This is a genomic window from Mycetocola sp. Y791, from assembly GCF_059445325.1.
In genome coordinates, this window is record NZ_JCAIUC010000002.1 from 324648 (window position 1) to 341278 (window position 16631).

Below are 16631 nucleotides of genomic sequence, written 5' to 3' on the forward strand. Positions count from 1 at the left end.
TGTTACTCCTTTGCCGAGGCGCGGGCGTCACGCTCGTGTTTGTGTGCCTGCCAGTCGGCGAGCATTTTGTGGTGGTAGCCGTGGATCCAGTGGAGGTAGTCGCGGCCGTTGGTGAGTCGGATGCGTGCGGCTGATTCATCGGGGCCGAGCAGCTCGAGAGCGTCTTCGATCACCTCGATCTCGCGGTCGAAGTGGTTCTTCTCGGTGGCGAGGAAGCTGCCCCACGGGTCTTCCTCGGCGCGGAAGTAGTGGCTGCGATCGCCGGGCACCGAGTGGCGCCTGATGAAGTTCGTGTCGAGCAGCCGCCGGGTCGCCATCGACACGGCACCGGCGCTGGCGTGCAGTGCGGCGGCGAGCTCCGCCGACGAGATGAACGGACGGTCCATGATCATCAGGTACCCGAGAACGCGGCCGTCCATGCGGTTGGTGCCTGCCCCCTCCCAGATGATGCTGAGGTCTTCGGCGAACTGCCGACGCGCCATCTCACGTTCGTCAGCGTCAGCGCCCGACGCCGTTGCGGCATCCGCTGCATCCGTTGTGTCGCTCACAGGGTGTCCTTTCGTCGACGCCGGTGTCACTGCTGCCGCTTGGGATCGAACGCGGAACGCAGGGTGTCACCGAGAACGATAACGCTGAGCACGGTGACTGCGAGGAAGACGGACGGGAAGATGAGAATGTGCGTCGCCGTCTGGAAGGCGCGGGAGCCCGCCGCGATCTGCAGGCCCCACGAGATCACCGGCGGTTCGAGGCCGATGCCGAGGTAGGTCAGCGAGCTCTCGGCGACGATGACGGCGCCGATCGCGATGGTGGCGAGGATGAGCACCGGCGACAGCGCGTTCGGCAGGATGTAGCGCAGGATGATGCGGGCCTGGCTGAGTCCCATGGTGCGTGCGGCGAGCACATACTCACTCGATCGGATCGATTTCACGCTCGAGCGCACGAGCCTCGCCATGGTCGGCCAGCCGAAGATCGCGAGCACCATGCTCACGGTGAGGACGGTGCGTTCGCCGACCCCGGCGAGCACGATGATCGCGGCGAGCAGGAACGGGAAGCCGAGGAAGACCTCGGTGAGGCGCGAGATCAGCCAGTCGGCCCAGCCGCCGTAGAGGCCGGCGATCGTGCCGAGGGTGATGGCGATGAGTACAGACACCACGGTGGAGAGCACGCCGACCGAGATCGAGGTCTGGGTGCCGTAGATCACGTTGGCCCAGATGTCACAGCCCTGAAGGTCGAGGCCGAACGGATGCCCGGCGCTGGGCGGCTGCGCACTGTTACTGAGGTCACACGCCCGGGGATCCCCGTTGCCGAAGAGTCCGGCGAAGAGAGCGGGAAACAGCGACATCGCGAGGAGCAGGAGAAGCACGGCAGCCGGGATGAAGAATCCGGGCTGCCTGAGCACCCGCCTGCCCGCCGATCGGGCCGACGCCGGGGCTGCTGCCGGGCGGGAAAGGAGATTATCGGCCATAGCGAACCCTCGGATCCAGGACGGCGTGGAGCGCGTCGACGAGAAGCGACGTGACGAGGAAAATCAGGATGAGCGCCGTTGAGATGCCGACGATCGTCGGGCCCTCGTGGATGCGGATCGCCGAGAACAGCAGGTTTCCGACGCCGGGGAGGTTGAAGATGCCCTCGATGATGACCGTGCCGCCGAGCAGGTAGCCGAGGTCAGTGGCGAGGTAGGTCGACGCGGGGATGAGGGAGTTGCGCATGACGTGCACGCCGACGATCCGGCCCTCGCCGAGGCCCTTGGCGCGGGCGGTGCGCACGTAGTCTGCGCCGAGGTTCTCGAGCATTGAACCGCGCATGAGCCGCGAGACGGCGGAGAGCCCGAAGATCGCGATGACGGCGGCCGGCAGGATGTACGAGACCGGCCAGCCCGCGGAGACGCCGGCGACGGGCAGGAGGTCGAGCCGGACACCGAAGATGAGCTGGGCGAGGGCGCCGAGGACGAAGACCGGGATGCAGCTCGCGATGACGGTTCCGGCGAGCAGCCCCTTGTCGATCCAGGTGCCCTTTTTGAGAGCGGCAACGACGCCGATCCCGAGTCCGATGAAAACCTCGAGCGCCCAGGCGGTGAGTGCGAGGGTGATGGTGACCGGCCAGCGTGCCGCCATCTGGTCGCCGACCGGGCGGCCACGGAAGTCGATGCCGAAGTCGCCGCGAAGCAGGCCGCCGATGTAACTCGTGTACTGCTCCCACAGCGGTGCGTCCAGGTTGTACTTGTCGCGCAGCGTCTGGATGATGCCGTCGGAGAGCGCTTTGTCGCCGGCGAGTGCACGGATGGGGTCTCCCGGCAGGGCGAACACCGAGTAATAGATGATGAACGTCACCCCGAAGAAGACGATGGCGAGACCACCGATCCTCTGCAGCGCCGAGAGCCCGAATCTCATGTCAGGGTGCCTGCGAAGTGGGCCGCCCCGGCGAGAATAGCCCCGTACTGGACACCGACGAGCGAGGAGATCGGGATGACCTCCGCGTTGTCTGCATCTGCGGCCTCACGCTGCCATCCGGTATAGAGCGACAGCATCCGTTCGGTGATTCGGCGGAGTTCCGCCGGTGCGGTGCCGGCGTTCACCTCCGCTTCGAACGCGCGCAGCAGCATCCCGCCGAAACGCAGCCGGAACATGTGGACGAGGTCTTCGCAGCCGAACCGCTCGGCCACCGTCGCCGGTCGCTGGGCCTCCGGCTGTCGCGATCTCGCGATGTTGGACTCGCCGGTGGCCTTCATCATCGGCACGAAGGCGCGCGAGCCACGGAGGAAGGGCGTGTCGATCGTGAGCAGGGGCTCGGCCTCCGCGAGCAGCTCGATGAGCGCGGTACCGAAATCGACGAACTGTTCTCCGGTGCGGGCGAGCAGGGCCGAGTAGGTCTCGTCGGTGGGCTCAGTGTTGTCGGCATCCGGGTGTTTCCAGTACGGAAGCTCGGCGATCAACGACAGGGTGCCGTACCTGAGGGCGTAGTCGCTCGACGCGTTGCCGCCGGAGCCGGGCGGGAAGGGATCGCCGCCGAGGGATTCGACCCAGTCGTAAACCTCCTCGAGGCTGCCGGTGATGAAGACCGCGGGGGCCAGTTCTTTGAGGTGGCCGCCCTCGGGCTCACCCTTGTCGAGCGGGAGGCCGAGGCTCTCGGGCACGGCGGCGAGTAGTTCGTAGAGCTCGGGAACGTCGCGCGTGAGGTAGTAGTAGACGCCGCCCATTTCCGCGTTGTGCAGGGCGACATAGAGGTCGGGTTTGGTGAGGTCGATTGCCCGGGCGAGAGCCTGGGTCTCGGGCAGCATGGCGTCGAAGTACGCCTTCTTGTAGCTGAACGGGAAGGTCCATTCGACCTGCTCGTTCGGGGCTGGACGGTAGAACGCCCGTGCGTAACTGCCGCGGTCGCCGGGGTTGGTGAACCAGCCCTCGTTGAGACGGGCGCCGTCGGGGTCGATGCACGGGACGATGTTCCAGCGCGCGCCGAGTCCGATGCGGAGGTCGTCGTCGGTGGCGAGCTGCTCGAGCAGGTGAAGAGCGGTCCACGCCCCGACCGGTTCGTTCGGATGCACACCGCCAACGACGAGGTGCGACAGGGGCCCATCGCCGATCGAGTACATCTCGAGGGCGTCGCCGAGCCGGCTGGTACCGATTCGTTGCACAGAGATCAGCTGCGGGTGTTCGCCGCGGAGCTTCTCGAACCGAGCGGTGAGCTCATCCATGGGAGGAAAGGTGGTGTACTCGGGGACCGAGCCGGCCCGCCGGAGGATGTTCTCCGGCGAGCCGACCTGGTTCTCGCGACCGAGGGTCGCAGATGTTTCCACTGGTTTGGTGTTCCCTTGATTTCGGTGCAGGTGGTGGGTCGTGAATCTATTCCGCGAGTTCGACGCGGCTCATCAGAACGCTGCCTGCGACGGAGTGCAGGTCGGCAATCTTCTCGCTCGTCGCGTACATGTAGCGGTTTCCGAAGGTCGGAATGACCGGGAAGTCCTCAAGGATACGGGCCTGTGCTTGCTCGTAACCTGCATACGATTCCTCGAGCGTCTCAGCAGAATCCGCTGCGGCGAGCAGTGCGTCAACCTCGGGGTTGGAGTAACCGCCTGTGGCGAAGTTGCCGTCGCCGGCGGCTGTGTAGACCGCGTGCAGGGTGTCCTGCTGGCTGGGGTAGAGAGCACCCCAGCGTCCGCGGGCCATTCCCTTGATGTCGCCGGACTCGACGCGGGCGGTGAACTCGGCGAAGTCGGTCGACGGTGCTGCGACGACGTCCTCAATGCCGAGGTTCTGGCGGATCTGGTTGGCGTAGGCCTCGAAGAGGTCTTCCTGTCCCCAGCCGCCGACGAAGGCGATCTCCATGGTTCCCTCGAAACCGCCAGCCTCAGCGAGGAGTGCCTTCGCGGCATCCGGGTCGAACTCGCAGAACTCGCCACAGATCCCCTCGGGGTCTCCCGGCATGGTCGGTGAGGTCAGTGACGTTGACGGGATCTGGGTGCCACCGTAGATGGCCTCGTTGACCGCGTCGCGGTCGATGGCCATCGAGATGGCCTGGCGCACGCGGACGTCATCGAAGCGAGGGTCGGTGCCGGGGAAGGCGAGGAAATCGACGCCAGGTGCATCGAGGGCGTGGAACCTGTCACCGAAGTCGTTCTCGGCGACCGCGACCTTGTTTGCCGGGACGGCGGCGATGTCGACCTCACCCGCGAGGGCGTCGGTGTATGCCACCGCCGTGTCGAGGTACGGCCGGAAGGTGACGCCGTCGAGGGTGGGCTCGGGGCCTTCGTACTCCTCGAATGCCTCGACGACGATGTCCTTGTTGGATTCCCACGCGCCGGTGAGCTGGAACGGACCATTGCCAATCGGGTGGCGGTCATACGCCTCGAGGTCCTCGAAGGCCTCCTCCGGCATCGGGTAGAGACCGGTCTGGCCGGCGGTGAGCTGGGCGGGGAACTGACGGTCAGCCGTCTTGAGCTCGATGGTGAAGGTCGTCTCGTCGACGACCTTCAGCCCGCTGAGCTCGGTGGCGGTGGGCTCGCTGCCGTCGCCGGGGCTCAGCTCGGTGTAGCCGACGATGTTACGGAGCTGGCCGGCGTTGACCCAGGCGTTCGGCTCGTACGCCGCGTAGTTCCAGGCGTCGACGTACGACTGGGCCGTGACAGGCTCGCCGTTGTGGAAGGTCCAGCCGTCGCGAAGGGTCACCGTCCAGGTGACGGCGTCGTCCGATTCGACAGATTCAGCCTGGAGCGGCTCTAGCGTGCCGTCGTCCTCGATCGACATGAGCGGGCTGAAGACCGTCACCAGAACCTCGTAAGACGAGTAGTGGTTTCCGGGGGTCAGGTGGTCGGGCTCGGCGATGGCGACGACGATGGTGTCGCCATCGTCGGTTCCGGCATCCGTCGCCGCGGTCGAACAACCGGTCAGAGCGAGGACGAGCGCCGCAGCACCAACCCCGGCTTTCTTCGAAAAACTCATGTCTACTCCTCAGGCCGAGGGGCCGGCCGGCAGTGGTCGGGAACGTGCGTGGAAGTGCCCGACATGGCTGGGTGTGTCACGGTGGGCGGGCTGGTGCAGAGTGCGGTGACCCGAGTGTATGGTGACTTCACGCGTCGACACAATGAAGTTTCAGAATCTATTGAAAGTTTTATGAGACTGAAACATTGGCGTAATCGACGGCTCGGGGCGAGCGTGTGCGGCTACAGGGCGTTGTGGGTCCAGCGTCCGCCGAGGAGGGTGCCGGCGACCGTCTGGTTGCGCAGCTGCTCGGGCGGCGACGTGAACGGATCGGCCTCGACGATCGCGAGGTCCGCGATCGCGCCCACCGCGACATCCGTTCGCACGCTCGCCGCCAGTGCCTGCACAGCCGTCAGCGCCTGCTCGACGTGCCACGGATCACGACCGTCACGCGCGCGGCCGACGGCTGCCGCGATCGTGATCCACGGGTCGAGGGGAGCGACGGGGGCGTCCGAGCCCATCACGAGCCGAACGCCGGCGTCGGCGAACGAGCGCAGCATGAAGGCATTGGCGGTGCGGTCAGGCCAGAACCGGTCGGCGATGTCGCGGTCGTCCATGGCGTGTTCGGGCTGCACGCTGGCGTCGACGCCGAGGGCGGCGAACCGCGCGACGTCCGCGTCGGTGACGAGCTGGGCGTGCTCGATCCTGCCGTGGGTGACGCCGAGCGCCTCGAAGGCGTCGAGCACGTGGGAGTTGGCGCGGTCGCCGATCGCGTGCACCGTCGCGTGCAGCCGGGCTTCTGCCGAGCGGGCTAGGAGTTCGGCGAGCTCGGTGGGAGGGACCACGAGGATGCCGTGCGCGTCCGGTTGCCCGGCCATGCCGGGATACTCGTCGAAGCAGAACGCCGTGCGGGTGCCGAGCGACCCGTCGGTGATGATCTTGTGCCTGCCCACCGTCAGCAGTTCGTTGATCCGCTGCCCGGTGTACAGGCCCTCGGCGATCGCGCGGTCGATGTGCTGGGTGTAGATCCCGAACTCGACGCGGAGTGAGTTGGCGCCGGCGGCCATGCGGCGGTCCCAGCTTTCGAGGTTCCAGGCCATCTCGAGATCGACGATTCCGACGATGCCGCGGGAGGCGGCATCCGTTGCTGCATCGTTCACCATCGGATCGAGGATCGAGTCCGGAACCGCGTTGACGAGGTTCTCGATCTCGAACGCGGGCGTCTCCCGGAGCAGACCCGTCGGGTGCCCGGCGTGGCCGAAGATCTCGAGGGCGACGGTGTTGAGCCAGACCGAGTGCAGATCGAAGCTGATGAGCACGATCGGAACGCCGTTCCCAGCGGCGTCGAGGTCGGCGAGGTTGGGGGCGTCGGGCCAGACGCCGTCGCGGAATCCATTCGCGACGAAGGTGAGCGGGCGGCCCGTGGCGTCGACGGGCTGGGGCCCAGCAGCGACGAGGGCGTCGTGGGTCATCCGGGCGGCCTCACGTGCGCTTGCGGCGGTCGACACGTCGAGTCGCCGCGTCTTGAGCGCCCACTGGTTGAAGTGCACGTGCTCGTCCCACAGCCCCGGGATCAGCCAGCGGCCGTCGAGAGCCACCTCTTCAGCGCTCGAGCGGATGCCGTCGGCAATCTTCGCGATACGGCCGTCGGTGATCAGAACGTCGGTGACGCGCTCGCCGATGCGGGCCTCGCGGAGGACGAGGCTGTCGGGTTCTGCGCTCACGACTCGGGGATTCGGGGGGTGTCGTTGCTGGTGTGGGTGGCGGCGGGGCGGCTGGAGTCGGGCGCGGTGTCCGCGGCGTCGGCCGTGTCGGTCGTCTCGGTTTGGGCGTTGCTGGCCTGCCGGCCGTCGCCGCTGTTGTCGTTGCCGAGGGCCGCGCCGTCGTGGACCCGGTGCATCTCCGCAGCGAGGTCGGGATGGGCGTAGTTTGCGCCGTGCTCGAGTTCGGTCATGACGTTGTCGACGACATCCGCTGGCTTGTCTTGGCTGAGCTTCGAGCGTGCTTCGAACCGTGTCACCAGCATCCGGAACCCGACGGTACCCGAGACGATGCGCCGCCCGTATTCCTCGTTGTCTTCGAGCAGCTTGGGCTCGGGCAGTTTGTGCTCGAAGTGGCTCACCAGCTCACTGAGAACGCGCCAGTTCTCCTCGTCGCTGAGGATTTCGGGTACGCCGTAGAGGTGCGCGGTGACGTGGTTCCAGGTGGGCACGGCGGGCTGGTCGCCGTACCAGCTCGGCGATACGTAGCCGTGCGGGCCCTGGATGATGACCATCACCTCGTGCTGGCCGAGTTCGAGTGCGCGGTCGTCGGGGCGTCCGACGTGGCTGACGATGCTGATGCCCTCGCGATCCTCCTCGAGGATTACGGGGTAGTGCGAGGCGACGAGGCCTTTCGCGGTGTTGGAGACGATGGTCGCCCACGCGTTTCCGCGGATGAGCCGCTTTACTTCTTCGGGATCGGTTACGACGTATGAGGGCGTGTGGCGCATGGGGAAATCATCGCAGATGATGCGCGGGGCTTCCCGCACGTGTCGGGCCCGCCGGCTGGGGCGCTCGGCGCCGGTCCGGTTCGCCCCCGCCCATTTGCCGAAAACGGTCGGCTGCGAGGGGGGGGTGGGGCCGTGCGGCCAACCCTTTATGGAAAATGGGCTGAGTGGGAGCGGACCCGCGGCCCGCCTTGGGGCGCGGGCGCGGGGCCCGTGGCGGTCAGGTTCGTTTCGGGAGGTAAATCGCGGTGCGTGGCGGCGATACGTCGCTGCGCCTCACGATTCTCCGCCCGAAAGCTCGGGCACCGGGCTTTCTTCCCGCGAACGCCCCGGCGGTCAGGTGTGCTTCGGGAGGTAAATCGTCGGGTCTGGCGGCGATACGTCGCTGCGCCCCACGATTCTCCGCCCGAAACGTCAGGCATGTGCGCAGCGCTGCTCCGGCTCCCGTCCGTTTCCGAGAATGGCGGGCTGAACGGGAGTGCGGCGCTGCGGGAGCCGCTCACGATGGACCGATGCGGCACGGCCGCTACCCGTTATATACGGGTCGGTTATTGGTGTGTTTCGGGAGGTAAATCGTAGGGTCTGTGGGCAATGCGTCGCCGCGGCCCACGATTCTCCGCCCGAAAGCTTGGGCACCGCGGGCGGCAGCGGCGCCGGGCGTCCTCGGCTCTAGTTCGAAGCGGGCGGGGCGACGATCCGGAGGCCCACACTCGGGTGGATCGGCTCCCTCTGCCCGCCCGAGTGCACGACCTCATCGCCGAACACGGTGAGCTGGCTCGCATGGTGACGCAGGGCATCCGTCATCGTGGTGCGACGGTGTTCGAGCTCGAACCACTCCACACCCGGCGCTGGCTGCTCGCGAATCTCCGCGAACGGAATGTTGAGGGCGACGGATGCCTGCAGCGCGGCATCGCGGATGCGCACGTGGTCGGGGTGCCCGTAGCCGCCGTGAGCGTCATAGCTGATCACGAGGTCGGGTTGCACCGTCGCGATCAGGGCGGCGACATCGGTGGTGACATCGGCGAGGTCGGCGAGGGCGAGTGCATCGGTGGGCGCGTCGTCGGCAGGACCGGCGACGCCCTCGCTGATCCAGGCCATGCCCGAGTCGCGGTAGGTGTGTTGAGGCAGCCCGGCAGCTCGCGCGGGTGGCGTGCCGAGCCAGTAGTGGTCGGTGATGCCGAGCACGGCGATAGCGCCGGCGAGTTCGCGTTCGCGTTCGACCGTGAGTTCGGGGGTGCCGGCGAGCGGCGACAGTGGCCCGGCCACGACTTCACCCTGTTCGCCGCGGGTGGCGGTCAGCAGAGTGACCCGAATGCCGCGAGCGACGAGTTCGGCGATGAGGGCGCCGGTGGCGAGGGTCTCGTCGTCGGGGTGGGCGTGTGCGAACAGCACTGAGTGGATCCCGGTGAGGATGCTCGCGGTTGCGTCGGCGGGCTCCGGCTCGGTCGCCCTTGTTGCCCCTCGGTCGCTGGCGTCCGTTCTGTATGCCGGTGCCGTTATACCCTCGCCCGGGTTGATGCCGGGCGAGGAATCTTCCGTGCCAAATGCTCCGGTCATGCCCTCGCTCCGCTCGACGCTGCGATCAATCGGGCGTACACGTCGGCGGTCTCGACCGCACTGCGCCGCCAGGTGAAGGTGAGGGCCCGTTCGCGTCCGGCGTTGCCGAGCTGGTGCGCCAACGCGTCGTCCGCGAGGAGGTGGCCGACGGCATCCGTCCACGCCTCAGGATCGCGGGAGTCCACGAGCAACCCGGTGACACCGTGCTCGACCGCCTCGACGAGACCGCCCGATCGCATCGCGACGACCGGGATGCCGCTCGCCGCGGCCTCGAGCGCCACGAGGCCGAAGGTCTCGGAGTGTGACGGCACGAGCAGCATGCGCGCCCCGCGGAGCAGCGCTGCCAGCTTCGGGCGTGGCTGCGGGCCGACGAAGCGCACCGAGATGCCCATCTCATCACCCAGCGTCCGGAGTTCGGCGGCGTATGCCTCGTGTCCGGTGGTCGGTCCGCCCGCGACGACCAGGTCGGGTCGCCCGGTCGCTGGCAGGGCGGCGAGGGTTTTCATCGCGAGGTCGAGCCCCTTGAGGGGTTCGATCCGTGCGGCGACGACGACGTAGCCGGGGCGCTCGCTCGACGGCTTCGCGAGCGGCGCGAAAAGTTCACTGTCGACGCCGGGTGCCACGACCACCACGCGCGACTCGGGCGCGCCCAGCCGGTTCACGACGGTGTCGCGCTCGGCGGCGCTGATGGCGATGACGGCATCCGATTCACGGGCAAGGCGTTCCTCGCCCCGCATGCGACCGGGCGATTCCGGGCGCTCGCCCTCCGAGAGCGGGGTCGCCGGGTCGGCGGCGATGCTGTGGAAGCTCTGCACATGCGGGATGCCGCGGCGGCCCGCGACGTCGAGGGCGGCCATGCCCGAGAACCAGTGGTGCGAGTGGATGATGTCGACCTCGCCGAACCCGTCGAGCGCCCGCGCAAACTCGTCGATGTAGCCCTCGTTGTCGCCCTTTACCCGCCGCTCGGGCGGGCCCGCGGCGACGTGGTGCAGCATCACGTTGGGTGCGATGGGGTGAGCGGATGCCATATCCGGCGAGGTGCGTCGCGTCACGATGTCGACAGTGTGGCCGAGCGCGCCGAGCTCGAGGGCCGTTGCCCGGACGGCGACGTTCATGCCGCCGACGTCGCCGGTGCCCGGATCGTCGTCGGGGGACGTGTGGAGGCTGACCAGGAGGATACGGAGTGGCACTTACCGAGTCTAGATCGCGGGGGCCGGGTGTGCCGGTGGGGCGGGCGCGGCGCTCGGCGGGGCAGGGCGGCTCAGCTCGGCACTCGAGCGCTGCAGATGCATGCCCGCGCTACAGATGTATGTGCAGCGCGGGCATGGAAGTGCCGCGGTGGGTGGGCGGCGGAGGTGAGCGATCGTCGCGGGCGGAGGGGCGAAGTGAGTGGGTGGCTGGTGAGGTGAGGCGAGCGAAGTGAGTGGTGGCAGCGGTAGGGGTCGGGGTTGGGTACCGGCAGAGGCTCGGGCGGTCGGCTCCGCGCTCGGGCGGGAACAGGAGCAGGTAAGCGCAGGGCGGGCCCGGCTTGGCTCTGCGTTCGAGCGCTACAGATCCATGCTCGCGCTACAGAAGTATGTGCAGCGCGGGCATGGATGTGCCGCGGTGGACGACCTGCAGGCGCGAAGGGCGGGGTGCTCGGGCGGGGAGGTGGACGCGGCGTGGGCGTGGGCGTGGCGGCGGCGGCGGTGGGCGCACGGCGAGCGGCACGCAACGCCGGGCGCGGACCCGACCCGGGTTAGCATCGAGCATGCACTTCACCTTCACCGCCCCGCTCTGGGAATGGAGCGCGAGGGCCTCGTGGTACTTCGTCTCGGTTCCCGAAGAGGAGAGCGCCGACATCCGCGAAATCCCGCGGATGCCGTCAGGTTTCGGTGCGGTCAAAGTCCGGGCCACGGTAGGCAACTCGACCTGGGACACCTCGGTGTTTCCCGGCGCTGCGGAGGGTGTCTACGTCTTGCCGATGAAGAAGTCAGTGCGCGTTGCCGAGGGGATCGACGAGGGCGACCCCGTCACTGTGCACCTGGAGCTGCTCGAGTTGTAGCCGCCCCGTCAGAGGTTTGGTGAGGGGCGTGAGGTGCGCGCGTGCGTGCATCCGTTCGCTCTGGATCTGGCAAAGTTCGCCCGGCAGCCCGGCAGCCCGGCAGCCCGGCAGCCCGGCAGCCCGGCAGCCCGGCAGCCCGGCAGCCCGGCAGCCCGGCAGCCCGGCAGCCCGGCAGCCCGGCAGCCCGGCCAACGGGCCGCCGCCGCGGACGGTCTATCCTCGATCCATGCTGACCTATGACCCCGAGGTGGATGCCGCCTACCTGACGCTTGGCAGCCCGATCCGGCCGGGCGAGGTCGCCCGCACCGTCGAGATCGAAACGCCCAGCCAGGCCGGCACGATCAATGCCGACTTCGACGCGAACGGCAGGCTCCTCGGGTTCGAATTCCTGAACGCATCGACGCTACTCCGCCCCGAGGTGATTGCCGAGGCTGAGCTCTAGCCGGCGCAAAAGTCGCGGGGAGCGCGGCAGTAAGAGCTTGAGTGTCGTCCGGTGGAACTTCCGTCGCTAATTTGACACCGCTCTTGATCCGAGCGTGCTCCTCACTCAGCATTGCTTCATGACTATTTCCTCACCTTTGCGTTTCGACGTTGTCATCATCGGTGGCGGTGCCGCCGGGCTCAGTGCCGCCGTCGCCCTCGGGCGCGCTCGCCGTTCCGTCGTCGTGCTCGATGGTGGTGAACCACGCAACGCACCGGCATCCGGTGTGCATAACTACCTGAGCCAGGACGGGATCCGACCGAGTGAGATGCTCAGGCTCGGCCGGGCTGAGGCGGAGAGGTATGGCGCCCGGCTCCGGGACAGTGTTGCGGTGTCGGCCGCGAAGGGTGAGAACGGGTTTACGGTGACGACGGCCGCCGGCGATACCTTCACCGGGCGTCGCCTCCTCATCGCCACCGGACTGGTCGACGAACTGCCCGATGTGCCCGGCCTGCGGGAGCGCTGGGGGAAGAGCGTGCTGCACTGCCCGTATTGCCACGGCTGGGAAGTGCGCGACCGTGCAATCGGAGTGCTCGCGACGAGCCCCAAAGCAGTGCACCAGGCGCTGATGTTCCGCCAGTGGAGCGAGAACATCACCCTGTTCCTGCACACCGCGCCGCGGCCGAGCGAGGAGGAGACCGAGCAGCTGCTCGCCCGCGGGATCACTCTCGTCGATGGGCGGGTGGAGTCGCTCGACGGCCCGGGCGACCAGCTCACCGTGGTGAGGCTCGAGGACGGGGCGACCCACCAGGTCGACGCCCTCGTGGTCGCGCCGGTGTTCACGGCGCGCACCGACCTCCCGGCGCAGCTGGGCGTTCGACTCGTGCCGCACCCCATGGGCATGGGAATGCAGATCGAAACGGATGCCATGGGCGCCACATCGGTCCCCGGCGTATGGGCGGCGGGAAACGTCGCCGACCTGGCCGGGCAGGTGGTGACCAGCGCTGACGAGGGCTTGCGTGCGGTCGTGTCGCTCAACGTCGACCTCGTTGCGGAAGACACGCGCGACGCGGTGCTCGCGTACCGGGCCGCCCGGGTGGACGCCCCGGTGCAGTAACGCGCGGGACGGGTGGCTGCGCCCGAGCGCCGCCGGCCCGCGCCCCCTTACCAAAAATGGCTCTCTGCGACCGATAACAGGTCGAACAGGGAGCCATTTTTGGCGAATGGACCGCGGTCGAAGGGGACAGGGGCGGATGGCCGCGGGTGGCTGGGCCGGGCTGGGCGGGTTGGGGCGGGGACGGATAGGCCGCGCTGAAGGGGTGACTCTCTATCGCCCCCCCGCGGCGCTGACCGTGGCCTGAGAGAGCACTCGCCGCCCGTGCGGCCACCGAAATGCAACGTTTCATTGACGTCCGGGCAGCGAGGCCATACGATAATGAAACCCCGTCATCGAATAGTTTTCGATAGCACCTGAGGCGGATCACACGGCACCGTCGCTGGCGACGGCTTTACGAGGAGGTAAGGATGTCCCAAGTATCGAGATCCCGCAAGTCGGTGAGAGCGGTTGGCCTCATGGCGGCCGCAGCCATCGCGCTGACCGGCTGTTCCGGCGCCGGCGGCGGAGGCGGCGAAGATGGAACTGTCGAGCTGACCTGGCTGCAGGGCAGCGGCGTGCAGACGAACATCGACATCGCCCAGTCACTGGTCGACGCCTTCGAGGCGGAGAACCCGGATATCAAGATCAAGGTTGATTCGAGCGGCGGATCCGGCTCGGAATACGACAACCTGCTCAAGACCCGTCTCGCGACCGGCGAGGTGGGCGACATGTTCTGGTACAACAGCGGGTCACAGCTGCAGGGCTTGAACCCCGACCAGACGCTGCTGAACGTGGCGGACGAGCCATGGGTCGGGGACCTCGACGAAACATTCCGCTCGGTCGTCTCCGGGTCGGACGGCGCGGTCTTCGGTGCTCCTGCGGGTTCCGCAGGCACGGGTGGAATCCTGTACAACATCCCTGTATACGAGGAGCTCGGCCTGGAAGTGCCGACCACCTGGGATGAGTTCGTGTCCAACTCCGACGCGATCAAGGCGGCAGGCAAGACGGCCGTCCAAATGACCTTCGCCGACACCTGGACGGCGCAGATCCTCACGCTTTCGGACTTCTACAACGTATACAAGTCCGATCCGGAATGGGCTGACAAGTACACGGCGAATGAGGCCAAGTTTGCTACGGACGAGGTGGCTATCGGGGGCTTCACGAAGCTGCAGGAGCTGGCTGACGGCGGTTACTTCAATGCGGACTTCGCCTCGGCGACCCTCGACGAGGGGCTCGTGGCAGTGGCTTCGGGCGAAGCCGGTCACTACCCCATGTTCACCGCGCTGTACTCATCACTGAAGACGCTCGCACCAGACAACCTCGACGACATCGGCTACTTCTCGGTTCCCGGTGACGATGCGGCCGACAACGGCGGCACCGTGTGGTACCCCGCAGCCGTGTACGCGCCGAAGGACACTGAGCACCCCGAGGAAGTCAAGAAGTTCATGGCGTTCGTCGCGAGCCCGGCGGGCTGCGACGCCGTTATCGAGGCGTCCGGTGTCACCGGCCCCATGCTGGTCGACGGATGCGAGTTGCCCGAAGACGCACCCCGGATGGTGACGGACATGTACCCGTACTTCGACGAGGAGCGCGTGGCTCCGGCCCTGGAGTTCCTGTCGCCCATCAAGGGCCCGGCGCTCGAGCAACTTCTTGTGGAGGTCGGCTCCGGTATCCGTAGCGCAGAGGATGCCGCGGCGCTGTATGACCAGGACGTTGAGAAGCAGGCGCAGCAGCTCGGACTCGACGGCTGGTGACCTTCTTCCGATGACCGAACGCTCGGTGGGGGCGGCGAAAGCCGTCCCCACCGGCACCCATGACTGGATGGAGATCCCATGAGCACGCTGGCACCCTCCGCGCCGCCGCTCCGTGAGGCAGGAAAGCCTCCGAAGCGCCGGACCGCGGGTCGCCTTTCCCACAGTACTTATCCGTACTGGTTCCTGCTGCCCGCGGGCGTCATCTACGCGGTACTGTTCCTCGCCCCGACGTTCGCATCGTTTTTCTTTGCGTTCACGCGGTGGAACCTTTACGAAATCGAATTCATCGGCTGGGACAATTTCTCCCTCTTCTTCCGCGACCCTCAGCTGACCAAGGGGTTCCAGAACACTCTGATCTATGGCGTCCTGACGTCAGGCCTCAAGGTGATCCTGGGGCTGGCGCTGGCGGTCCTGCTGACGTCGCCCATCGTGGCCAGGGGGTATCTCCGAGCAGTTATCTTCTTCCCGGTGCTTGTCTCCACGATCGGCGTTGGCATCACGTTCCGCGCCCTGATGGACCCGGAGGAGGGCCTCATCAATCGAGCGCTCGCCGCGGTTGGCATTCAGGGCCCCGGCTGGTTGACGGACCCGAACCTCGCGCTGTATTCGATCATCGGCGTCGACATCTGGAAGGGTGTCGGACTCGCCGCCCTGATCTTCATGGCGGGCATCGTCTCCATTCCGCGCGAGTACTACGAGGCGGCCACCATGGATGGGGCAGGTGGGTGGAAGAACTTCTGGAGCATCACCGTGCCATTGGTGGCACCTGCCACCACCACCGTGATCATTCTGTCCCTCATCGGCGGGCTTCGATCCTTCGACCTCATCTGGTCGATGACCCGAGGGGGACCCGGGTTCTCGAGCGACGTCATCGCGTCGGTGATCCTCAAGCAATACCAGGCCGGCTTCTACGGGCTGTCGACCGCCGGGAACGTCATCCTGTTCCTCGTGGTGACCGCGATCGTGTTGCCGCTGTTCCTTTGGTTTAACCGGAAGCAGACCGACCTATGAGAACTCAGAACCGCAGACGCCACCTCGTCGGGATCATCGCGATCATCGTCTCGGCGGTTGTCTTCCTGATCCCGTTCGCGTTCATCCTGATCACCTCCTTCAAAACACAGCAGCAGGCCTCCTTGCTGGACTTCTCGTTGCCGATCGATTTCGTATTCTTCGAGAACGTGGCGGCGGTTTTCGCGACGAATGACTTCATGCTGGTGACGGCGTTCATCAACAGCAGCATCCTGACGGTCGCCTCGGTGGCGATCATGGTCATCCTGTCGGCGATGGTGGGGTGGATCCTCGCTCGGCGTCAGTCGCGCTGGAACGGGGTGTTCAGCTTCCTGATCCTCGCTGGGCTCATCGTCCCGCCCGCCGTTGTCCCCACGATCTGGGTGCTGCAGAGTATCGGGCTGTTCAAGACTCTGCCCGGTCTCGTGCTGATCGAGGTCGCGTACGGCATGGCGTTCTGTGTCCTGCTGTTTCGCTCGTTTGTCTCGACGATCCCGAAGGAACTGGACGAGGCCGCGATTATCGACGGCGCCGGGCCGATCCGGCTCTTTTTCAAAGTCGCCTTCCCCCTGCTCAAGAGCGTCATCGTGACGGCGATCGTCGTCCAGGCCGTCGCGGTCTTCAACGACTTCGCGAACCCGCTGTACTTCCTTCCTGGCGCGGAGAACGCGACGGTTCAGCTAACCCTGTTCAACTTCCAGAGCCAGTACGCAACCTCCTGGAACCTCCTCTTTACGGACATTCTGCTCATCACGATTCCGCCACTTCTCATGTACATCTTCTTCAACCGGCAGATCGTCGAAGGCATGACTGCGGGGGCGATCAAGGGATGATCGCGCTCCACCCGAA

The 16631-nt window shown here is 66.8% G+C and carries 15 protein-coding genes; 6 read left to right on the forward strand and 9 right to left on the reverse strand.

Going from position 1 to position 16631, the window contains the following annotated elements; genetic code table 11:
• Positions 1 to 2: 2 nt before the first annotated feature.
• The 9 genes from AC1C2N_RS06400 to AC1C2N_RS06440 form a co-directional block, all read right to left on the reverse strand.
• Positions 3 to 548 (reverse strand): GbsR/MarR family transcriptional regulator, encoded by a 546-nt coding sequence (locus tag AC1C2N_RS06400; RefSeq protein ID WP_495433316.1) that lies wholly within the window; start codon positions 546 to 548, stop codon positions 3 to 5.
• Positions 549 to 574: 26 nt separating this feature from the next.
• A complete protein-coding gene (locus AC1C2N_RS06405; RefSeq protein ID WP_495433317.1) occupies positions 575 to 1465 on the reverse strand; it encodes an ABC transporter permease in 891 nt (296 codons plus the stop codon).
• A complete protein-coding gene (locus tag AC1C2N_RS06410) occupies positions 1455 to 2390 on the reverse strand; it encodes an ABC transporter permease (RefSeq protein ID WP_495433318.1) in 936 nt (311 codons plus the stop codon). The genes AC1C2N_RS06405 and AC1C2N_RS06410 overlap by 11 nt, the downstream gene beginning before the upstream one ends.
• Positions 2387 to 3793 (reverse strand): M14 family zinc carboxypeptidase, encoded by a 1407-nt coding sequence (locus tag AC1C2N_RS06415; protein ID WP_495433319.1) that lies wholly within the window; start codon positions 3791 to 3793, stop codon positions 2387 to 2389. The genes AC1C2N_RS06410 and AC1C2N_RS06415 overlap by 4 nt, the downstream gene beginning before the upstream one ends.
• A 46-nt stretch (positions 3794 to 3839) precedes the next feature.
• Positions 3840 to 5435 (reverse strand): peptide ABC transporter substrate-binding protein, encoded by a 1596-nt coding sequence (locus AC1C2N_RS06420; protein WP_495433320.1) that lies wholly within the window; start codon positions 5433 to 5435, stop codon positions 3840 to 3842.
• Between the two features lie 221 nt (positions 5436 to 5656).
• The gene (locus AC1C2N_RS06425; RefSeq protein ID WP_495433321.1) at positions 5657 to 7138 is read right to left on the reverse strand and encodes an amidohydrolase; all 1482 of its coding nucleotides are present in this window, start codon (positions 7136 to 7138) and stop codon (positions 5657 to 5659) included.
• Entirely contained in the window at positions 7135 to 7905 is a 771-nt protein-coding gene (locus AC1C2N_RS06430; protein WP_483406406.1) for an FMN-binding negative transcriptional regulator, read from the reverse strand. Before AC1C2N_RS06430 ends, AC1C2N_RS06425 begins: the two co-directional genes overlap by 4 nt.
• Positions 7906 to 8571: 666 nt before the next feature.
• Positions 8572 to 9459, reverse strand: a complete 888-nt coding sequence (locus AC1C2N_RS06435) for a PIG-L deacetylase family protein (protein WP_495433322.1) — start codon at positions 9457 to 9459, stop codon at positions 8572 to 8574.
• The gene (locus AC1C2N_RS06440) at positions 9456 to 10649 is read right to left on the reverse strand and encodes a glycosyltransferase (protein WP_495433323.1); all 1194 of its coding nucleotides are present in this window, start codon (positions 10647 to 10649) and stop codon (positions 9456 to 9458) included. Before AC1C2N_RS06440 ends, AC1C2N_RS06435 begins: the two co-directional genes overlap by 4 nt.
• A gap of 560 nt (positions 10650 to 11209) precedes the next feature.
• On the opposite strand from AC1C2N_RS06440, the gene AC1C2N_RS06445 reads away from it, so the two are divergent.
• The 6 genes from AC1C2N_RS06445 to AC1C2N_RS06470 all read left to right on the forward strand — a co-directional run bounded on the left by AC1C2N_RS06445 (position 11210) and on the right by AC1C2N_RS06470 (position 16615).
• A complete protein-coding gene (locus AC1C2N_RS06445) occupies positions 11210 to 11503 on the forward strand; it encodes a DUF1905 domain-containing protein (protein ID WP_483406403.1) in 294 nt (97 codons plus the stop codon).
• A gap of 226 nt (positions 11504 to 11729) precedes the next feature.
• Positions 11730 to 11945: a DUF2283 domain-containing protein gene (locus AC1C2N_RS06450; RefSeq protein WP_483406402.1), complete on the forward strand. Its 216-nt coding sequence runs from the start codon at positions 11730 to 11732 to the stop codon at positions 11943 to 11945.
• A gap of 118 nt (positions 11946 to 12063) precedes the next feature.
• Positions 12064 to 13041 carry an NAD(P)/FAD-dependent oxidoreductase gene (locus AC1C2N_RS06455; RefSeq protein ID WP_495433324.1) on the forward strand — a complete coding sequence of 326 codons (978 nt, stop codon included), beginning with the start codon at positions 12064 to 12066 and terminating at the stop codon, positions 13039 to 13041.
• Between the two features lie 407 nt (positions 13042 to 13448).
• A complete protein-coding gene (locus AC1C2N_RS06460) occupies positions 13449 to 14774 on the forward strand; it encodes an ABC transporter substrate-binding protein (protein WP_495433325.1) in 1326 nt (441 codons plus the stop codon).
• A 78-nt stretch (positions 14775 to 14852) separates the two neighbouring features.
• The gene (locus tag AC1C2N_RS06465; protein ID WP_483406399.1) at positions 14853 to 15785 is read left to right on the forward strand and encodes a carbohydrate ABC transporter permease; all 933 of its coding nucleotides are present in this window, start codon (positions 14853 to 14855) and stop codon (positions 15783 to 15785) included.
• Entirely contained in the window at positions 15782 to 16615 is an 834-nt protein-coding gene (locus AC1C2N_RS06470) for a carbohydrate ABC transporter permease (RefSeq protein WP_108963458.1), read from the forward strand. Before AC1C2N_RS06465 ends, AC1C2N_RS06470 begins: the two co-directional genes overlap by 4 nt.
• The last annotated feature ends 16 nt before the right edge of the window (positions 16616 to 16631 follow it).

Coding starts and splice junctions, on each gene's coding strand:
- AC1C2N_RS06405 (WP_495433317.1), bottom strand. CDS start 1,465: ATGGCCGATAATCTCCTTTCCCGCCCGGCAGCAGCCCCGGCGTCGGCC.
- AC1C2N_RS06410 (WP_495433318.1), bottom strand. CDS start 2,390: ATGAGATTCGGGCTCTCGGCGCTGCAGAGGATCGGTGGTCTCGCCATC.
- AC1C2N_RS06420 (WP_495433320.1), bottom strand. CDS start 5,435: ATGAGTTTTTCGAAGAAAGCCGGGGTTGGTGCTGCGGCGCTCGTCCTC.
- AC1C2N_RS06430 (WP_483406406.1), bottom strand. CDS start 7,905: ATGCGCCACACGCCCTCATACGTCGTAACCGATCCCGAAGAAGTAAAG.
- AC1C2N_RS06435 (WP_495433322.1), bottom strand. CDS start 9,459: ATGACCGGAGCATTTGGCACGGAAGATTCCTCGCCCGGCATCAACCCG.
- AC1C2N_RS06445 (WP_483406403.1), top strand. CDS start 11,210: ATGCACTTCACCTTCACCGCCCCGCTCTGGGAATGGAGCGCGAGGGCC.
- AC1C2N_RS06450 (WP_483406402.1), top strand. CDS start 11,730: ATGCTGACCTATGACCCCGAGGTGGATGCCGCCTACCTGACGCTTGGC.
- AC1C2N_RS06455 (WP_495433324.1), top strand. CDS start 12,064: ATGACTATTTCCTCACCTTTGCGTTTCGACGTTGTCATCATCGGTGGC.
- AC1C2N_RS06460 (WP_495433325.1), top strand. CDS start 13,449: ATGTCCCAAGTATCGAGATCCCGCAAGTCGGTGAGAGCGGTTGGCCTC.
- AC1C2N_RS06465 (WP_483406399.1), top strand. CDS start 14,853: ATGAGCACGCTGGCACCCTCCGCGCCGCCGCTCCGTGAGGCAGGAAAG.
- AC1C2N_RS06470 (WP_108963458.1), top strand. CDS start 15,782: ATGAGAACTCAGAACCGCAGACGCCACCTCGTCGGGATCATCGCGATC.